Annotated in this window: 12 protein-coding genes; 5 read left to right on the forward strand and 7 right to left on the reverse strand. The window is 61.4% G+C overall.

The window, feature by feature from the left end; genetic code table 11:
* Nucleotides 1-101: 101 nt before the first annotated feature.
* The 3 genes from J3P95_RS22545 to amaB all read right to left on the reverse strand — a co-directional run bounded on the left by J3P95_RS22545 (nucleotide 102) and on the right by amaB (nucleotide 4,475).
* Nucleotides 102-1,238, reverse strand: a complete 1,137-nt coding sequence (locus J3P95_RS22545; protein ID WP_434579593.1) for an ABC transporter substrate-binding protein — start codon at nucleotides 1,236-1,238, stop codon at nucleotides 102-104.
* A gap of 370 nt (nucleotides 1,239-1,608) precedes the next feature.
* Entirely contained in the window at nucleotides 1,609-2,892 is a 1,284-nt protein-coding gene (gene amaA, locus J3P95_RS22550; protein ID WP_434579592.1) for an L-pipecolate oxidase, read from the reverse strand.
* Between the two features lie 92 nt (nucleotides 2,893-2,984).
* Complete coding sequence (gene amaB / locus J3P95_RS22555) at nucleotides 2,985-4,475, reverse strand: L-piperidine-6-carboxylate dehydrogenase (RefSeq protein WP_434579591.1); 1,491 nt, start codon at nucleotides 4,473-4,475, stop codon at nucleotides 2,985-2,987.
* Nucleotides 4,476-4,652: 177 nt separating this feature from the next.
* Between amaB and J3P95_RS22560 the strand changes: the two genes are divergently transcribed.
* The 3 genes from J3P95_RS22560 (at nucleotide 4,653) to nadE (ending at nucleotide 7,866) form a co-directional block, all read left to right on the forward strand.
* Entirely contained in the window at nucleotides 4,653-5,561 is a 909-nt protein-coding gene (locus tag J3P95_RS22560; RefSeq protein ID WP_434558843.1) for a LysR family transcriptional regulator, read from the forward strand.
* Nucleotides 5,562-5,807: 246 nt separating this feature from the next.
* Nucleotides 5,808-7,013 carry a nicotinate phosphoribosyltransferase gene (pncB, locus tag J3P95_RS22565; RefSeq protein WP_434558845.1) on the forward strand — a complete coding sequence of 402 codons (1,206 nt, stop codon included), beginning with the start codon at nucleotides 5,808-5,810 and terminating at the stop codon, nucleotides 7,011-7,013.
* A gap of 25 nt (nucleotides 7,014-7,038) precedes the next feature.
* A complete protein-coding gene (gene nadE, locus J3P95_RS22570) occupies nucleotides 7,039-7,866 on the forward strand; it encodes an ammonia-dependent NAD(+) synthetase (RefSeq protein ID WP_434579590.1) in 828 nt (275 codons plus the stop codon).
* Nucleotides 7,867-7,948: 82 nt separating this feature from the next.
* On the opposite strand, the gene azu is transcribed toward nadE, so the two are convergent.
* Nucleotides 7,949-8,395 (reverse strand): azurin, encoded by a 447-nt coding sequence (gene azu / locus J3P95_RS22575; protein WP_434558849.1) that lies wholly within the window; start codon nucleotides 8,393-8,395, stop codon nucleotides 7,949-7,951.
* Nucleotides 8,396-8,689: 294 nt separating this feature from the next.
* Between azu and J3P95_RS22580 the strand changes: the two genes are divergently transcribed.
* Nucleotides 8,690-8,911: an LOG family protein gene (locus tag J3P95_RS22580; RefSeq protein ID WP_434626714.1), complete on the forward strand. Its 222-nt coding sequence runs from the start codon at nucleotides 8,690-8,692 to the stop codon at nucleotides 8,909-8,911.
* 68 nt (nucleotides 8,912-8,979) lie between these two features.
* On the forward strand, nucleotides 8,980-9,171 hold the full coding sequence (locus J3P95_RS22585) for a hypothetical protein (protein WP_186610748.1): 192 nt from the start codon (nucleotides 8,980-8,982) through the stop codon (nucleotides 9,169-9,171).
* A gap of 186 nt (nucleotides 9,172-9,357) precedes the next feature.
* Here J3P95_RS22585 and J3P95_RS22590 read toward each other — a convergent pair whose 3' ends face one another.
* The 3 genes from J3P95_RS22590 to J3P95_RS22600 form a co-directional block, all read right to left on the reverse strand.
* A complete protein-coding gene (locus tag J3P95_RS22590; RefSeq protein WP_434558851.1) occupies nucleotides 9,358-10,251 on the reverse strand; it encodes a transglutaminase family protein in 894 nt (297 codons plus the stop codon).
* The gene (locus J3P95_RS22595) at nucleotides 10,251-12,737 is read right to left on the reverse strand and encodes a circularly permuted type 2 ATP-grasp protein (protein WP_434558853.1); all 2,487 of its coding nucleotides are present in this window, start codon (nucleotides 12,735-12,737) and stop codon (nucleotides 10,251-10,253) included. The genes J3P95_RS22590 and J3P95_RS22595 overlap by 1 nt, the downstream gene beginning before the upstream one ends.
* Nucleotides 12,738-12,944: 207 nt before the next feature.
* On the reverse strand, nucleotides 12,945-16,238 hold the full coding sequence (locus J3P95_RS22600) for a DUF2126 domain-containing protein (RefSeq protein WP_434579589.1): 3,294 nt from the start codon (nucleotides 16,236-16,238) through the stop codon (nucleotides 12,945-12,947).
* Between the last annotated feature and the right edge of the window lie 55 nt (nucleotides 16,239-16,293).

Genomic DNA, 16,293 nt, shown 5'->3' on the forward strand with positions numbered 1-16,293 from the left:
AATACAGATTTACGTCGGAGCAATGCCAGGCGCGACCAGTGCTCCCTGTAGAAACCGGACCTGGCCGGGACCTACAGGGATTTGATCGATCGCTTCAGCCCTTACTTCTGTTTTTCCAGCTGGTGATACTTGCCATCCTTGTCCCACTGGTAGACCACGTAGTCGGAGACTTTCAAGTCGCCTTTGGTGTCCCATTCCTTCTTGCCCATCACCGTCTGGACCGAGTTGGCCTTGAGCCACTTGGCCGCTTCTTCGCCCTTGTTGGACTTGGCGCCATTGAAGCCGGCAGCCAAGGTCTGCACTGAAGCGTAGGCGTAGAGGGTGTAGCCCTCAGGCTCGGTGCCCTTGGCGCGGAATGCGTCTACCACGGCCTTGCTGTCTGGCAGCAGGCGCGGGTCGGCGCCGAAGGTCATGTACACGCCATCGACGTACTGCGGGCCGCCAGCGGTGGTGACCAGTTCGTCAGTCACGATGCCGTCGTCGGACATGAATTTCACGTCTTTCAGGCCCTGCTCGCGCAGCTGGCGTACCAGCGGACCGGCTTCCGGATGCAGGCCGCCGAAGTAGACCACGTCGGCACCGGCCGAACGGATCTTGGTCACCACGGCACTGAAGTCTTTTTCACCACGGGTCAGGCCTTCGTACAGCACAGGGGTCACGCCACGCTTGGCCAACTGTGCCTTGGTTGCATCCGCCAGGCCTTGGCCATAGGTGTCCTTGTCATGCAGGACCACGACTTTCTTGCCCTTGAGCACATCGACGATGTAGTCGCCGGCGACGATACCTTGCTGGTCGTCACGACCGCACATGCGGAACATCGCGCTCAGGCCGCGCTCGGTCACCTGGGGATTTGTGGAGCCAGGCGTGATGGCGATGATGCCGGCTTCATCGTAGACCTCGGAGGCCGGGATGGTGGAGGAAGAGCAGAAGTGACCGACCACGCCGGCCACCTTGTCCTGGTCAGCAAGGCGGTTGGCAACGGCCACGGCCTGCTTCGGTTCGCACGCATCATCGCCAGCCACCAGTACGATTTTCTCGCCGTTCACGCCGCCCTTGGCATTGATCTCGTCTGCCGCCGCTTGCGCACCCTTCATGTACTGCTCGCCAAATGCCGCGTTGGCGCCTGTCATGGGACCCGCTACGCCGATCTTGATGTCGGCCTGGGCAAACGCAGAAACACCCAACGCAGTTGCCACTGCGAGGGCCAGAAAGCCTTTCTTGTAAAACGTCTGGGACATGAGGTGGTGCTCCAAGGTTTTTTTTAGTTGGCACTGCGACTTCACTTCACTGAAAAGCTAAGAGCAAGGGGCGTGCCATCGGTTTTTTATTCTGAAAAAAGTCGCTGCTTTATTGTTATTTCGACTGTTTCGGGCCCTTTTTCACAGGGCGTGCAACCGTCTAAACCGCACGAGGTGCAACCTTTTCTAAACGTAGGTGAAACCCTCCATGAGCCATCATTGCAACCACCACACTAAACGGCGTGCAACCACTGTGTAACAACCTGCGTCACCTAACTGCACACTGTCGGTGCGCGGCTGCTACAACCCGCACCATAACAGGCTAGCCGCTGGACTGGAAAACGCCGCTGTTCGTAACACTTTTCAACAATCAGATGACGATCCGCAAGCACTGGCCCGCGTGATACAGCGAAAATCCCGTTTCATACAGACAGCTGCGCAGACCAACGCCAGCCAAAGGTTGCATCGGCGCAAAGGGGATCGGCAACGCCTTGGCATCGCCGTGGCACAGGTAATCGGCAAAGGCCTTGCCGACCACGGTGCCGGTGGTCACGCCGCGACCGTTATAGCCAGTGACCGCCACCAGGCCGGGCGCCGGCTCGAACAGGCGCATCAGATGGTCGGGCGTGAAGGCGATGCAGCCGGTCCAGGTGCATTCCCACTCCACCGACTTGAGGTACGGGAAATAATGCTGCTGCACTCGGTCGGCCCAGGCCTTGAGGAACCAGGTCGGTTTGCGGTTGCCGTTGCCCAGGCTGCCCAGCAGCAAACGACCGTCCTCGTCCCGACGAATGCTGCTCAACACCTGGCGGGTGTCCCACGAGCCCTGCCCTCCCGGCAAAATGCGGCGGGCGGCCTCGTCGGTCAGCGGGACAGAAGCGACCTGATAGTAATAACCGGGGAAAAAGTTGCGCCGCAACTCGGTCCAATCACCCTCGGTATAGGCATTGGAAGCAATTACGACTTGCTCGGCCAGCACCGAACCCTGGGCCGTCTGCACCGACCACCGCTGGCCCTGGCGCTCCAGGCGCGTGACGGGCGAATGATCGAAAAGTTGGCCACCCAGTTTTTTCGCGGCATCGGCCAGCCCGCTGGTATAGGCCATGGGGTTGAGCGTGCCGGCGCGGCGGTCGAGCAATGCCGCAGCGATCTTGTCAGTGCCGGTGGCTTCGACGCAGGCTTGGCCGGTCAGCAATTCTACCGGGGCGCCACGGCGCTTCCATTGTGCTTCGCGACTGCGCAAATCCGCCTCGCCCCGGGCGTTATGGGCCATGTGCAGCGTGCCTTCGCGGCGCAGCTGGCAGTCGATGTTGTATTTGTCGATGAGGCTGAACACCAAGGCCGGCGCGGCCCCAAGCATGCGATTAAGCTGGCTGCCCACGGCTTCGCCGAACCCGGCCTCGATGTCATCTGGCGGGATCCACATCCCGGCATTCACCAATCCCACGTTGCGCCCCGATCCACCATGTCCGGCCCGATGAGCTTCCAGCACCGCAACGCGCTTGCCCTGCTCCAACAGGTGCACCGCCGCCGACAACCCGGTAAAGCCCGCGCCGATGACGCACACGTCCACCGTGACTTCGCCCTTGAGCGAGATGTTGTCGGGCCGTTGTGGCGTCAGTATTTCCCACAGACATTCTTCGCGTAACGGCATTGCCGGCTCCTGGTCAGGAGCAGCTGCAAGCGACAAGCCACAAGCCGCAAGCTGGTTTGGCTTGTGGCTTGCAGCTTGCCGCTTGCCGCTGCTCAATCGAACGTAATTCCCTGCGCCAACGGCAACTCCAGCGAATAGTTCACGGTATTGGTCTGGCGGCGCATGTAGGCACGCCACGCGTCGGAGCCGGATTCACGGCCGCCGCCGGTTTCTTTCTCGCCGCCGAACGCTCCGCCGATCTCCGCGCCGCTCGGGCCGATGTTGACATTGGCGATCCCGCAATCGCTGCCCACGGCCGACATGAACTGCTCGGCTTCACGCACATCGGTGGTGAAAATGCACGACGACAGGCCTTGTGGCACCGAATTGTTCAGGTGCAGCGCTTCGGCGAAGTCCTTGTAGCCGACCACGTAGAGGATCGGCGCGAAGGTTTCGTGACGCACCACGTCGCTTTGCTCCGGCATCTCGACGATGGCGGGCGAGACGTAAAAGGCATTCGCAAATTGGTCTTCGAGTTGGCGCTTGCCGCCAAACACTCGCCCGCCTTCGCTCAACGCCTGCTCCAGCGCGTCCTGCATGTTCTCGAAGCTCTGCTTGTCGATCAGCGGCCCGACCAGATTGCCTTCCAGCGGATGACCGATGCGCACTTTCGAATAGGCCGCCTTGAGACGGGTAACGATCTCTTCCTTCACCGATTCATGGGCGATCAACCGGCGCAGCGTGGTGCAACGCTGGCCCGCAGTGCCGACGGCGCTGAACAGGATGGCGCGCACGGCCATATCCAGGTCGGCGCTCGGAGCCAGGATCATCGCGTTGTTGCCGCCCAGTTCGAGGATGCTGCGGGCAAACCGCGCTGCGACTTTCGGCGCGACCTCGCGGCCCATGCGCGTGCTGCCGGTGGCGCTGATCAGCGCCACGCGCGGGTCGTCGACCAGCGCTTCGCCGGCATCACGCCCACCGATGATCACCTGGCTCAGGTACGGTGGGGCATCGGCAAAGTTGCTCAGCACCCGCTCGAACAGTGCCTGGCACGCCAAGGCGGTCAGCGGGGTTTTCTCGGAAGGTTTCCAGATCACCGGGTTACCGCACACCAGCGCGAGGGTGGTGTTCCAAGCCCAGACCGCCACGGGAAAGTTGAACGCGCTGATCACTCCAACCACGCCCAGCGGGTGCCAGGTTTCACGCATGTGGTGGCCAGGACGCTCGGACGCAATGGTCAAGCCGTACAACTGGCGGGACAGGCCGACAGCGAAATCGCAGATGTCGATCATCTCCTGCACTTCACCCAGGCCTTCCTGGGTGATCTTGCCGGCTTCCCACGACACCAGTTCGCCGAGGTCGGCCTTGTATTCACGCAGCAGGTCGCCAAACTGACGAACCAGCTCGCCGCGCCGTGGCGCCGGCACTTTGCGCCACAGGTCAAAGGCATGCTCCGCGCGGCTGACCTGCTGCTCGACTTCAGCGGCGCCTTCCCAATTCACGGCGCCGATGCGACTGCCATCGATGGGCGAGTGCACGGGCTGTGTGCCGTTCTGGTACAAGGCCGGGTTGACGCCCAGACGATCAAGCAATGCAGCAACCATGGGTAAATTCCTCAAGCGAGAGACAAAAGTGGGCAGCCGGACGATCACGGCTGATCAGGCCTGTAGTTGTAGCTGGCCCGAGACTTGCCAACAAACGACCTTTAAGCGAGATATCATTCCGTTTATTCATGCTGGCCGTTACCGGATAAGCAGAGCAACAAGAAATAAGGGCTGATCATGCTCAATAAACGCTATTTGCCATCGATTACAGCGCTACAGTGCTTCGAAGCGGTGACCCGTCACCTGAGCTTTACCCGCGCCGCCGAAGAGCTGAACCTGACCCAGAGCGCCGTCAGCAAACAGGTCGCGCAGCTTGAAGAACTGTTGCAGCACCTGCTGTTTCGGCGCGTGCGCCGACGCCTGCAACTGACACCGGCAGGAAACTTGTATTTGGGGGAGGTGCGAAAAATCCTCACCCAGGTTGAGATGTCGACCCATTACCTGCGCTCCTACGGTGGCGACACCGAAGTCCTGCGGGTCTCCACGCCTCCGACCTTCGGCGCTCGCTGGCTGGTTCCGCGGCTCAAGGGCTGGCGCCTGCGGCATCCGTCGATTCATCTGGACTTGTGCAGCGAGCACGAGGCCGACGACTTGCAGCAAGGGCGCAGCGACCTGGCGTTCTACTTCGGCCAGGGCTCCCGACCGGGAACCGAATCGTTGAAACTGTTCGGCGAAGAGTTGGTGCCGGTCTGCGCGCCAGGCAGCCTGCCGGACCGGCCCTTCACCGACCCGACGCAACTGGCCGACCTGGTGCTGCTGCAAAACGCCTCGCGTCCGCAAGCCTGGCACGACTGGTTCGACAGCCAGGGCTACCACACCGAACACAGCTACCACGGGCCGCGCTTCGAAACCTTCTACATGTGCATTCGTGCCGCCCAGGTCGGCTGCGGCGTGGCCCTGTTGCCAAAATTCCTGGTGGAAGAAGAGCTCGCCGACGGCAAACTGGTCATCCCTTGGCAACATGCGATGCCCAGCGCCAGTGCCTATTACCTGTCCTATCCGGAACATGCAGCGGATGTGCCCAAAGTACGACTGTTCGTGGAGTGGATGCTGGAGCAGATCGATAGCCCTGATGCGCCGCCATAGCGAAAGTTGCCCCCCGTGGCGAGGGAGCTTGCTCCCGCTGGGCTGCGCAGCGGCCCTAAAAATTCTGTCAGATGAAAAATTCTGCGTCTGCTTCGCAGCCGAGCGGGAGCAAGCTCCCTCGCCACAAAAGACCCGCAAACGCTAAAAAATACTGGCAATAACCATCGCGGTTATGCGCCACTAGCCCTTCCACCACAACTGCCGTACGCCGCTGCCGCCGCAGCTATCTGTCTGGAGATTCCCGTTATGAGCGAGAGTGTATTTGCCGATCGCATCGTGCAGAACCTGCTCGACACCGATTTCTACAAACTGACGATGATGCAGGCGGTGCTGCACAACTACCCCAACGTCGAAGTCGAGTGGGAGTTTCGTTGCCGCAACAGCGAGGACCTGCGTCCGTACCTGGCGGAGATCCGCTTCCAGATCGAGCGCCTGGCCGAGCTGAACCTGAGCGCCGACCAGCTGAGTTTCCTCGAGCGCATCAGCTTCCTGAAGCCGGATTTCCTCAGGTTCCTGGGGCTGTTTCGTTTCAACCTGCGGTACGTGCACACCGGCATCGAAAACGGCGAGTTGTTCATCCGTCTACGCGGGCCTTGGCTGCACGTCATCCTGTTCGAGGTGCCGTTGCTGGCCATCGTCAGCGAGGTGCGCAATCGCTATCGCTACCGTGAGATCGTCCTGGAGCAGGCGCGGGAGCAGCTTTATCGCAAGTTCGACTGGCTGGCCGCCAACGCCAGCGCCGACGAATTGTCCGAGCTGCAGGTAGCCGATTTCGGCACTCGACGCAGGTTTTCCTACCGAGTCCAGGAAGAAGTGGTGAACGTGCTCAAGCACGATTTCCCAGGGCGGTTCGTCGGCACCAGTAACGTGCACCTGTCCCGGGAGCTGGATATGAAACCCTTGGGCACCATGGCCCACGAGTGGATCATGGCCCACCAGCAACTGGGCCCGCGGCTGATCGACAGCCAGATCGCCGCGCTTGATTGCTGGGTTCGCGAATACCGCGGCCTGCTGGGTATCGCGCTGACCGACTGCATCACCATGGACGCCTTCTTGAAGGACTTCGATCTGTTCTTCGCCAAGCTGTTCGACGGTTTGCGCCATGACTCAGGGGATCCTGTCATCTGGGCGGAAAAAGCCATTGCGCACTACCACAAGCTGGGCATCGACCCGATGAGCAAGACGCTGGTGTTCTCCGACAGCCTGACATTACCCAAATGCCTGGATATTTTCCGTGCCTTGCGTGGTCGCATTAATGTGAGCTTCGGTATCGGCACCAACCTGACCTGTGACATTCCAGGCGTGGAGCCGATGAGCATCGTGCTTAAAATGATCAGCTGTGACGGGCAACCCGTGGCCAAGATTTCAGACGAGCCCGGCAAGACCCACTGCAAGGATCCGAATTTCGTCGCCTACATGCGACATGTTTTCCAAGTACCTGCCGCCCATTAAGGCACATCAAGCAAGGAGTGAATTCATGCAAGCCGTACAGCGTGAGATTGCTGAACAGCTCAAGGTCCAGCCACCGTTCGCCGATGACGCCGCCCTCAAGGCCGAAATCGCTCGCCGGGTGGGTTTCATTCAGGACTGCCTCGTCAACTCAGGGCTCAAGAGCCTGGTGCTGGGGATCAGCGGCGGGGTCGACTCGTTGACCGCTGGCCTGCTGGCCCAACGTGCCGTGCGCGAGCTTCGGGAAAAAACCGGCAATGCGGCATACAAGTTCGTCGCCGTGCGCCTGCCGTATGAAACCCAGTTCGACGAGCACGAAGCCCAAGCCTGCGTCGACTTCATCGAGCCGGACGAGCGTCATACCGTCAACATCGGCCCCGCGGTCAAAGCCTTGGCAAAAGAAGTCCTGGCATTCGAAGGCAAGGCCCCGGGTTCACGGGACTTCGTGCTGGGCAATACCAAGGCGCGGATGCGCATGGTGGCGCAATACACCATCGCCGGCGCGGAACAAGGCCTGGTGATCGGCACCGATCATGCGGCCGAGGCAGTCATGGGTTTCTTCACCAAGTTTGGTGATGGCGCCTGTGACCTAGCCCCGCTGAGCGGCCTGGTGAAAAACCAGGTCCGGGCCATCGCCCGTGACTTTGGCGCGCCAGAATCGCTGGTGGAAAAAGTCCCGACCGCTGATCTGGAAGACCTGTCCCCGGGCAGGCCGGACGAAGCGGCCCATGGCGTGACCTACGGCGAGATTGACGCCTTCCTGCATGGGCAACCCATTCGCGAAGAGGCGGCCAGGATCATTTGCGACACCTATCGCAAGACCGAGCACAAGCGGGTGATGCCTTACGCCCCGTGACCGGACGCCCGCTCCCTTAGGGCTGTTTCGCCCAAAAAAAAGCGCCCTGCATGGGGGCGCTTTTTTGTGTCTGAAAGGTCGGTTACTTCAGGGTAACAGTGCCTTTCATCATCGAGATATGGCCTGGGAACGAGCAGAAGAAACCGTACTTATCGCCGCCAGCCAGTTTCGAAACATCGAAGGTCACCGAGTCCTTTTCCTTGGCGCCGATAAGCTTGGTGTGGGCGATGATACGAGCATCACCTTCCTTCAGGTAATCCTTGTCGATGCCTGCCGCCAGGCCGTCAGTGGCGATCGGCTGCATGTCGGCCTCTTTGCTCAGCACCCAGTTATGGCCCATGACGTTTTTCGGCAAGCTGCCCGAATGGGTCAGTTCCACGGTAAATGTCTTGCAGCTCTTGTCGATCTCGATGGCCTTGGTGCTGAAGGACATCTGGTCGGTCGAGTCGATCGTGGTCTTGCACTCCGCTGCCATCAGTTGGCTGCTGGCCAGCGTCAACAGGGATACTGCAACAAGTTTGGCAAACATCGTGAATCTCCAAGGCATGGTTAACAAAATTCCGTCAAAGGGGAAGACTGCCTGAATTTGAGACAAGTTCCTATGACCTGAATCAAAGATTGTATACAACTTAAGCCTATCAGCCTGATGGACATAATCAACCAGCCAGAAGTCTGACTCGCCCCTATGATCAGCGTCATCACCTCTTTGGAGCGCCCCCTCATGAACCTCAACAGCCTGCTGTGCAGCTTGCTCGCCGCCTACGCCTGCGGCGCCAGTGGCACCTATGAAAAACCTCGCCGCGAGGTTTAATTCCTTTGCGCAATAAAGGACAGTTATCATGGAAAACCGCTGGGGCTGCTGGAAGTGAACGGTTTCTGCAGCAAACTCACCGGTTTTCTCGATCATATCGTCGGCGAGGGCTTCGTCCGCGCGCCCCATCGTGACATGCTGCAACTGAGCGAATCAGCGCACAATCTGCTCGACGCACTGGACGAATGGCAACCGTCGGTGCAACCAAAATGGGCCGAGCAAAAACCCAGCTAACGGCTCGACCCCGATACAGGGCAGAATACGCGCCGCTCAACCTCACCTTCGACCCCAGAGGATCGCCCATGGCTAAACCCAATTATTCCTTCGCCAAACGTCAGAGAGACTTGGCCAAGGAGCAGAAGAAAGAGGAAAAGCTTCAGCGCAAGAAAGCTACAGCTGAAGAGGAAGCCGCAGCACTGAACCCGGATACCGAAGGCGAAGTGACGGCAGAAGACGATGTTGATGCACCGAAAGACCAGGCGCCTGACGCCTGAGACCCTCAGTTCTGTGTCCAGGGCCGGCCGCCTCGCTGCCGGCCCTCACAGCTCCAGCGCCTTGATAATCGACAGGCGATAACCCACCGGCAGGTTCTCCGGCAATGGCCCGGCTCGAACAGCCCGATCTCCTTGTGTTCATGACTGAACGTCGGCACGAAACCGCCCGGATTTCAGGACATTGGATCACGACTCCAACGGCATCACCGTCACTCGTACTTCGGGGTCGTGGGTACCGCCCCCCAGGATCACCCCGCGCAACGGCGACACATCGGAAAAATCCCGGCCCCAGGCCAGGGTGATGTGTTCCAGGGCCGGCTGCACATTGTTGGTCGGGTCGAAGTCCACCCAACCCAATACCGGGCAGAACACCGAAACCCAGGCGTGAGAAGCGTCGGCGCCAATCAACCGCGCCTGGCCGGGTGGCGGCTGGGTCAGCAGGTAGCCGCTGACGTAACGCGCCGCCAGCCCACGGGAGCGTACGCAAGCCAGCATCAAGTGGGCGAAGTCCTGGCACACACCCCGGCGTCGCTCCAGCACTTCCACCAAGGGCGTCGCCACCTGGGTGGCTTCTGCGTCGAAGGTGAACTCTTCGAAAATCTTTTCCATCAGCGCGCGGACGCCCACCATCAAAGGTCGTCCCAGCGGAAAACAGCTCTCGGAAAACTCGACGAAATTGCGCTTGAGGTGCACATAGGGTGACTCGAAACGGTAGCGGCAGGCGTCCAGCAGCGGCGCCGGAAGTGGCCGACCGCTGTAGGTCAGCAGGTTGCGGGTCGACTCCCAGGCGGGGGACAGGCTGAAATCCAGGTTGGGCCGTGCCAGCACTTCGACGCTCAGGCGGGCATTGACCAACAATTCGTCATGGGGTCGCTCGAAGGCCAGTCGGGTCAGCGGATTGCCGAACACATCCTGTTCATCGCGCCGGGTGGTCGGCTGCGGACTGATCAGCAACTGCTGTTCGGTGCAACGCTGCCAGTCACAGGGTCGCGGCCACAGGTGGGCAAGTTGCTGGGCCAGGGACACCGGGCTGTCGTAGTGATAATGGGTATCGTGGAGAATCTGGTAACGGGCGTTCATCAGACGGACACCGTGCGCTGGCTGACATCATCGACGTGAGCAAAATGGCGCAACGCCAAGCGATCGGAAACCTGTCCGCTGACATCGGCCACTTCCTGCAACAGATCGGCCAGTCCATCAAGAGCGGCGCGCAGGCTGGCCTCGCCGAACAGGGGATTCTCCAGGCAGCGCAGGTCAAAGCGTGACAGGCGCGTCACCAGCTCCGGCAATGCGGTTTCCCGCGGTGCGCCGAAATCATCGTTCAGGCGTTTAAGGGTGCGTGCCACCAATTTCAATTGGAAGAGCACTGCGTGGGGGTTCTGTTCGTCCAGCAACAACAGATCGAGCACTGGAATCAACTGCGCCACCGCTAAGTAACGCGAGCGGTACGTGATGCTACTGTTACCCAACTCCAGCAACCACTCCAACCCGGCCTGATCGAAAACCGCCTCGCCCCGCAAGAATGCCGCCAGGCTGCTGCTAAGAAAATGCAGGCGCTCCAGGCGTCGACCGATCATCAGGAAGCGCCAGCCCTCGTCACGGGTCATGTCGTCCAGGGCGAAACCGGACAACGCGGCCAACGACATTACCAATCGATTGAGAAAATCCAGCAGCTCGCCAAAGTCCGGTTCGCTGGTCTCCAGCTCTGCGGCTTCGCGCTGCAATTCCACCAGCGCCTGCCAGTTCTCCCGGGAGAGTTTGCCGCGTACCTGTGAGGCAGCCCACTGCAAGCGCTGCAAGTTGGAGCGCAGGCTGAACGACCAGTCATCCCCCAGCAGCGCCGCCAGCAGGCGCTCGGGCAGCTCGCCCTCCTCCGGCAGCAGCATCAGGCTCTCGCCCAGCGACACTGCCGATAGCAGGGCCTGCGGGTCGTCGCCATCGACATAGCGCGCCAGCATGATCCGCAGCAGGCGCGCGCTGTCGTCGCAACGTTCGCAGTAACGGCCAAACCAGAACAGGTTTTCCACCACTCGGGATGGCAGGTACGGATCGCGTCGCACCAGGTCGTGGACGCCGACGGTCCGCTGGGCCTTCCACTGTTCGCCACCCGATGCGTGTTCACCCAGGATCCAGGTGTCCTTGCTGGCACCACCGCGTTGCATCGACACCACTTCGGCGTCGGCCTCGGCGGCCACGCGGGTCAGGCCACCTGGCAGGACCCGATAATCATCTTTCCCGGACACGGCATACACGCGCATGCCGATGGCCCGGGGCTGGATCCGCCCGTCTTCGGCCTGCCAGACTGGCGCCTGGGACAGTTGCGCCAGCTCCTGAGCGACGTAGGCATAGGGTCGCGCCTGCATGCGCGCCGCCAGTTGGCCGCGCTGCTGCTCGCTCAGGTCACGGCCGAACACCGGCGCGAAGCTCTGGGACGGAAACGCAGGCTTGATCAGCAACTGAGGCAGCTTTTCCAAGGCCTGGGCCAGCACTGGCGGCTCACCACACCACCAGGTGGCGATGGACGGCAACATCAGTTCCTCGCCGAACAGATACTGGTTGATCTTCGGCAGGAATCCCAGGAGGCCCGGCGATTCCAGCACGCCACTGCCCAAGGCATTGGCCACCAACACCCGTCCTTGGCGCACCGCTTCCAGCAGGCCCGGCACGCCAAGGGCAGAATCGGTGCGCAGCTCCAGCGGATCGCAGAAATCGTCATCGAGGCGCCGCATGATTGCGTGGACCCGTCGTAGCCCGCTGAGGGTCTTGAGATAGACCGTGGCATCCCGAACAGTCAGGTCGCCACCTTCCACCAGTGGATAGCCAAGCTGGCGCGCCAGATAGAGATGTTCGAAATAACTTTCGTTGAACCGGCCGGGCGTCAACAGCACCACCAACGGTGGCTCGCCATCGCAGGGGGCCTGCCGGGCGAGGGTTTCCTGCAAGGTGCGGAAGAAACCGGACAGGTGCTTTACCTTCAGGTCGCGATACAGGTCCGGAAACGCCCGGGAGACGATCATGCGATTTTCCAACGCATAACCAGCCCCTGAAGGCGCCTGGGTACGATCCGCAGTGACCCACCAGCGACCGTCGGGCGTACGCGCCAGGTCCACGGCATACAGGTGCAGAAAATCGCCATCGGGTGGGGCAATGCCCTGGCACGGCCAGAGGAAATTGTTGTGTCCGAACACCAGCTCCGCTGGCAACAGTCCCTCGCTGATCAGCCGCTGCGACCCGTACAGGTCGGCCAGCACCGCATTGAGCAAGCGTGCCCGTTGGGCGATCCCGGCCGACAGTAGCTTCCATTCCTGGGCATCGATGACGTGGGGCAGCAGGTCCAGCTCCCACGGCCGATCAGCGCCCTTCGGGTCCGCGTAGACGTTGTAGGTGACGCCGTTCTCCTGGATCTGCCTGGCCAGCAGTGCTTGACGCTGGACCAGTTGGGCCGGCGTGCTGCGCTGCAACTGGTCCAGCAGCCGCCGCCAGTGCGCACGCACGGCGCCGCTGCCATCCAGCAACTCGTGATAAGTACCCGTTGTCAGCGGATAACGGTCAAGCAGGTCAGGCATGGAAAGCTCGGCAGTACGGCAAGGAAAGGTGAGACTAGCGCAAGCGCATGAGGCCCGGATAGGTGTGTTTTGTGTTTGATCCGGCCTGGTTTTCAGACTGCAATCATCGTGGCGAGGGAGCTTGCTCCCGCTGGGCTGCGCAGCGGCCCCAAAAATTTACGGTCGCTGCGCAACCGAGCGGGAGCAAGCTCCCTCGCCACGGTCTGGTTAATTTTTCAACGCGGCCTTAAAACGTCGCAGATCGAGAGTGAGCGCAAACTCGTCATCCACCGCCAGGCTGGGTATCGGAAGTTTCCCAGGCGTGTGTCCGATCCGGAAGAAACGCGCCATCCGCCGGCTCTCCGCTTCGTTGGCGTTCACCGGCAGGCTGTCGTAGTTGCGCCCGCCCGGATGCGCCACGTGATATTGGCATCCGCCCAGCGAACGCTGCATCCAGGTGTCGAGTAGATCGAAGACCAGCGGCGCATGGACCGGGATGGTCGGTTGCAGGCAATTGCTCGGTTGCCACGCGCGAAAACGCACCCCGGCGACGAACTCGCCCACCCGACCGGTGGGTTGCAAGGGAACCGGCACGCCATTGCAAGTCAGCAGGTACCGTTGCGGGGCCAGGCCGCTGAGCTTGATCTGCAAGCGTTCCAGGGACGAATCCACATAGCGCACCGTGCCGCCTACCGCCCCCTCTTCCCCCAGCACATGCCAAGGCTCCAGCGCCTGACGCAACTGCAGCTCGATGCCGTTGACCGCATAATCGCCGACCTTTGGAAACCGGAACTCCAAGTGCGCGGCGAACCACTCGGCGCGCAGCGGATAACCGGCGACATTGAGCTCGGCGATGACGTCAGCGAAATCCTGCTCTATGAAATGCGGGAGCAAGAAGCGGTCATGCAGCTCAGTGCCCCAGCGTGCCAGCTTGGCCGGCGCGTAGGGCTCGCGCCAGAACCGCGCGACCAATGCCCGCAACAGCAATTGCTGGGTCAGGCTCATGCGGGCGTGAGGCGGCATTTCGAAAGCGCGCAATTCCAACAGGCCGAGTCGCCCGGTGGCACCGTCCGGAGAATAGAGCTTGTCGATGCAGAATTCGGCGCGGTGGGTATTGCCCGTCACATCGATCAGCAGGTTGCGCAGCAACCGATCCACCAGCCAGGGCGCACACGCTTCGCCGGGCTCGGGCATTTGCGCGAAGGCGATTTCCAGTTCGTACAGCGAGTCGTTGCGCGCTTCGTCCACGCGGGGCGCCTGGGATGTCGGGCCGATGAACAAGCCGGAAAACAGGTAGGACAACGACGGGTGGTTGTGCCAGTAGCTGATCAGGCTGCGCAGCAAGTCGGGACGGCGCAGGAAAGGTGAGTCAGCCGGCGTCGCACCTCCGAGGACGAAATGGTTACCGCCACCGGTGCCTGTGTGCCGGCCATCGATCAGGAATTTCTCGGTGGTCAGTCGGTTCAGGCGCGCTTGCTCGTACAGAAATTCGGTGCGCTCGACCAACTCATCCCAAGTTGCCGACGGCTGTACGTTGACCTCGATGACGCCTGGGTCCGGCGTGATGCGCAAACTGCTCAGGCGCGGATCGCTCGGCGGCTCGTAGCCCTCCAACAGGACCGGGCAATTGAGCTCCTCGGCCGTCGCCTCGATTGCGCTGACCAACTCCAGATAATCCTCGACCCGCTCCAGCGGCGGCATGAACAGATACAGGCGTCCTTCCCTGGCCTCGGCACACAAAGCGGTGCGGGTCAGCCAATCGGCCGATTCGTCGATCTTCGGCGCGCGCTCCTGCTCCAGCGCCGGCTCGCCGTGATCGGCCAGGTGCGAAGTGTCGGGCAACTCGGGCAAATCCTGATTCGGGTCGGTGGGATGGATGAACGGGTATTCAGCCGCCGTCACCCACGGCTGGGACGCCAGTGGCAGGCGATAGCCCAGGGGAGAATCGCCCGGTACCAACCTGCAATGGTTGTCGCGCAGGTACCATCGGCCGCTCTGCCATTGATTGCCCTTCGCGGTGCGAGCCAGTGGCAGGACCTGGCCGATGACCTTGTCCAATCCTTGATTGAAGACCTTGCGCAACCGTGCCCGCTCCAAAGGTTCTTCCAGCCGAGAATCTTCGGCCGTCACGTTCGAAGGCAACGTGCCTTCGCGCCAGAGGTAATAAAAATTATCTTCGTAGGCCGCAAACACGAATCGCGCGGGAATGTTCAAGCGTTCGGCGACGCTCGCCAGGAAACGTCCAGCGAGTTCGCCATCGGCGCCGTAGTCCTGCTGCTCGTCGGCAATCAACGCGTCGTTACGCCAGATCGGCACCCCGTCACGGCGCCAGTAGCAATTGAGCGACCAGCGCGGCAATTGCTCGCCGGGGTACCACTTGCCCTGGCCGAAGTGCACCAGCCCCTGGGGCGCGTAGTGCGCGCGCATACGCTGGAACAGCTCGGCGGAGAGCCGGCGCTTGTCTGGTCCCAGCGCGGCGGTATTCCACTCGGCGCCGTCCGGGTCGTCGATGGAGACGAAGGTTGGCTCACCGCCCATGGTCAGGCGCACGTCGCCCTCCAGCAGGTCGGCATCGATCTGTCGGCCCAGCGCCTGGATCTCGAACCATTGCGCTTCGGTGTATGGCTTGGTCACCCGCGGCGCCTCCCAGATGCGCTCGACGGACATTTCGTGGCTGAATTCGGACTCGCAAGGCTCCACCAGGCCACTGATCGGTGCAGCCGAGGACGGATCGGGACTGCACGCCAATGGGATGTGTCCTTCGCCGGCGAACAACCCGGACGTGGCATCCAGGCCAATCCAGCCGGCCCCCGGCAAATAGACTTCGCACCAGGCATGCAGGTCGGTGAAATCCACTTCCGTACCGGATGGGCCGTCGAGGCTTTTCACGTCGGCGGTCAGTTGGATCAGGTAACCGGAAACAAAACGCGCCGCCAGCCCCAGGTGACGCAACAGCTGTACCAGCAACCAGGCCGAGTCGCGGCAGGAGCCGGACGCATGCTCCAAGGTGTGCTCCGGCGTCTGTACGCCGGGCTCCATGCGGATCAGGTAACTGATGTCTTCGCTCAGGCGCTGGTTCAACGCCACCAGGAAATCCACCGCCGGCAGCGGGGTGCGGTCGATGCCGTCCAGATACGCCTGGAACCTGGGCGTCAGCGGCAGTTTTTCCAGATAAGGCGTCAGCTCATGCTTTTCGTCGGGGGCGTAGGTAAACGGAATTTTTTCAGCGTAGGGCTCGAGGAAAAAATCGAACGGATTGAACACCGCCATTTCGGCGACCAGATCGACTTCGACCCGCAGCTCAGCGGTTTTTTCCGGAAACACCAGTCGCGCCAGGTAGTTGCCCTGAGGATCCTGCTGCCAGTTGATAAAGTGCTGGTCGGGCGAGACCCTCAGCGCATACGAAAGTATCCGCGTGCGGCTATGGGGGGCCGGGCGCAGGCGGACGATCTGCGGGCCGAGCTCGACGGCGCGCTCGTAGCGGTAATGCGTGACATGGTGCAAAGCGACATGGATCGACACGGCGTGCCTCCTGCGGAGCCTGGGCGTTATCGAAAGCGGCGCAAGACTTATGCCA

The organism is Pseudomonas sp. Z5-35 (assembly GCF_051131945.1).
Lineage (GTDB): Bacteria > Pseudomonadota > Gammaproteobacteria > Pseudomonadales > Pseudomonadaceae > Aquipseudomonas > Aquipseudomonas marvdashtae.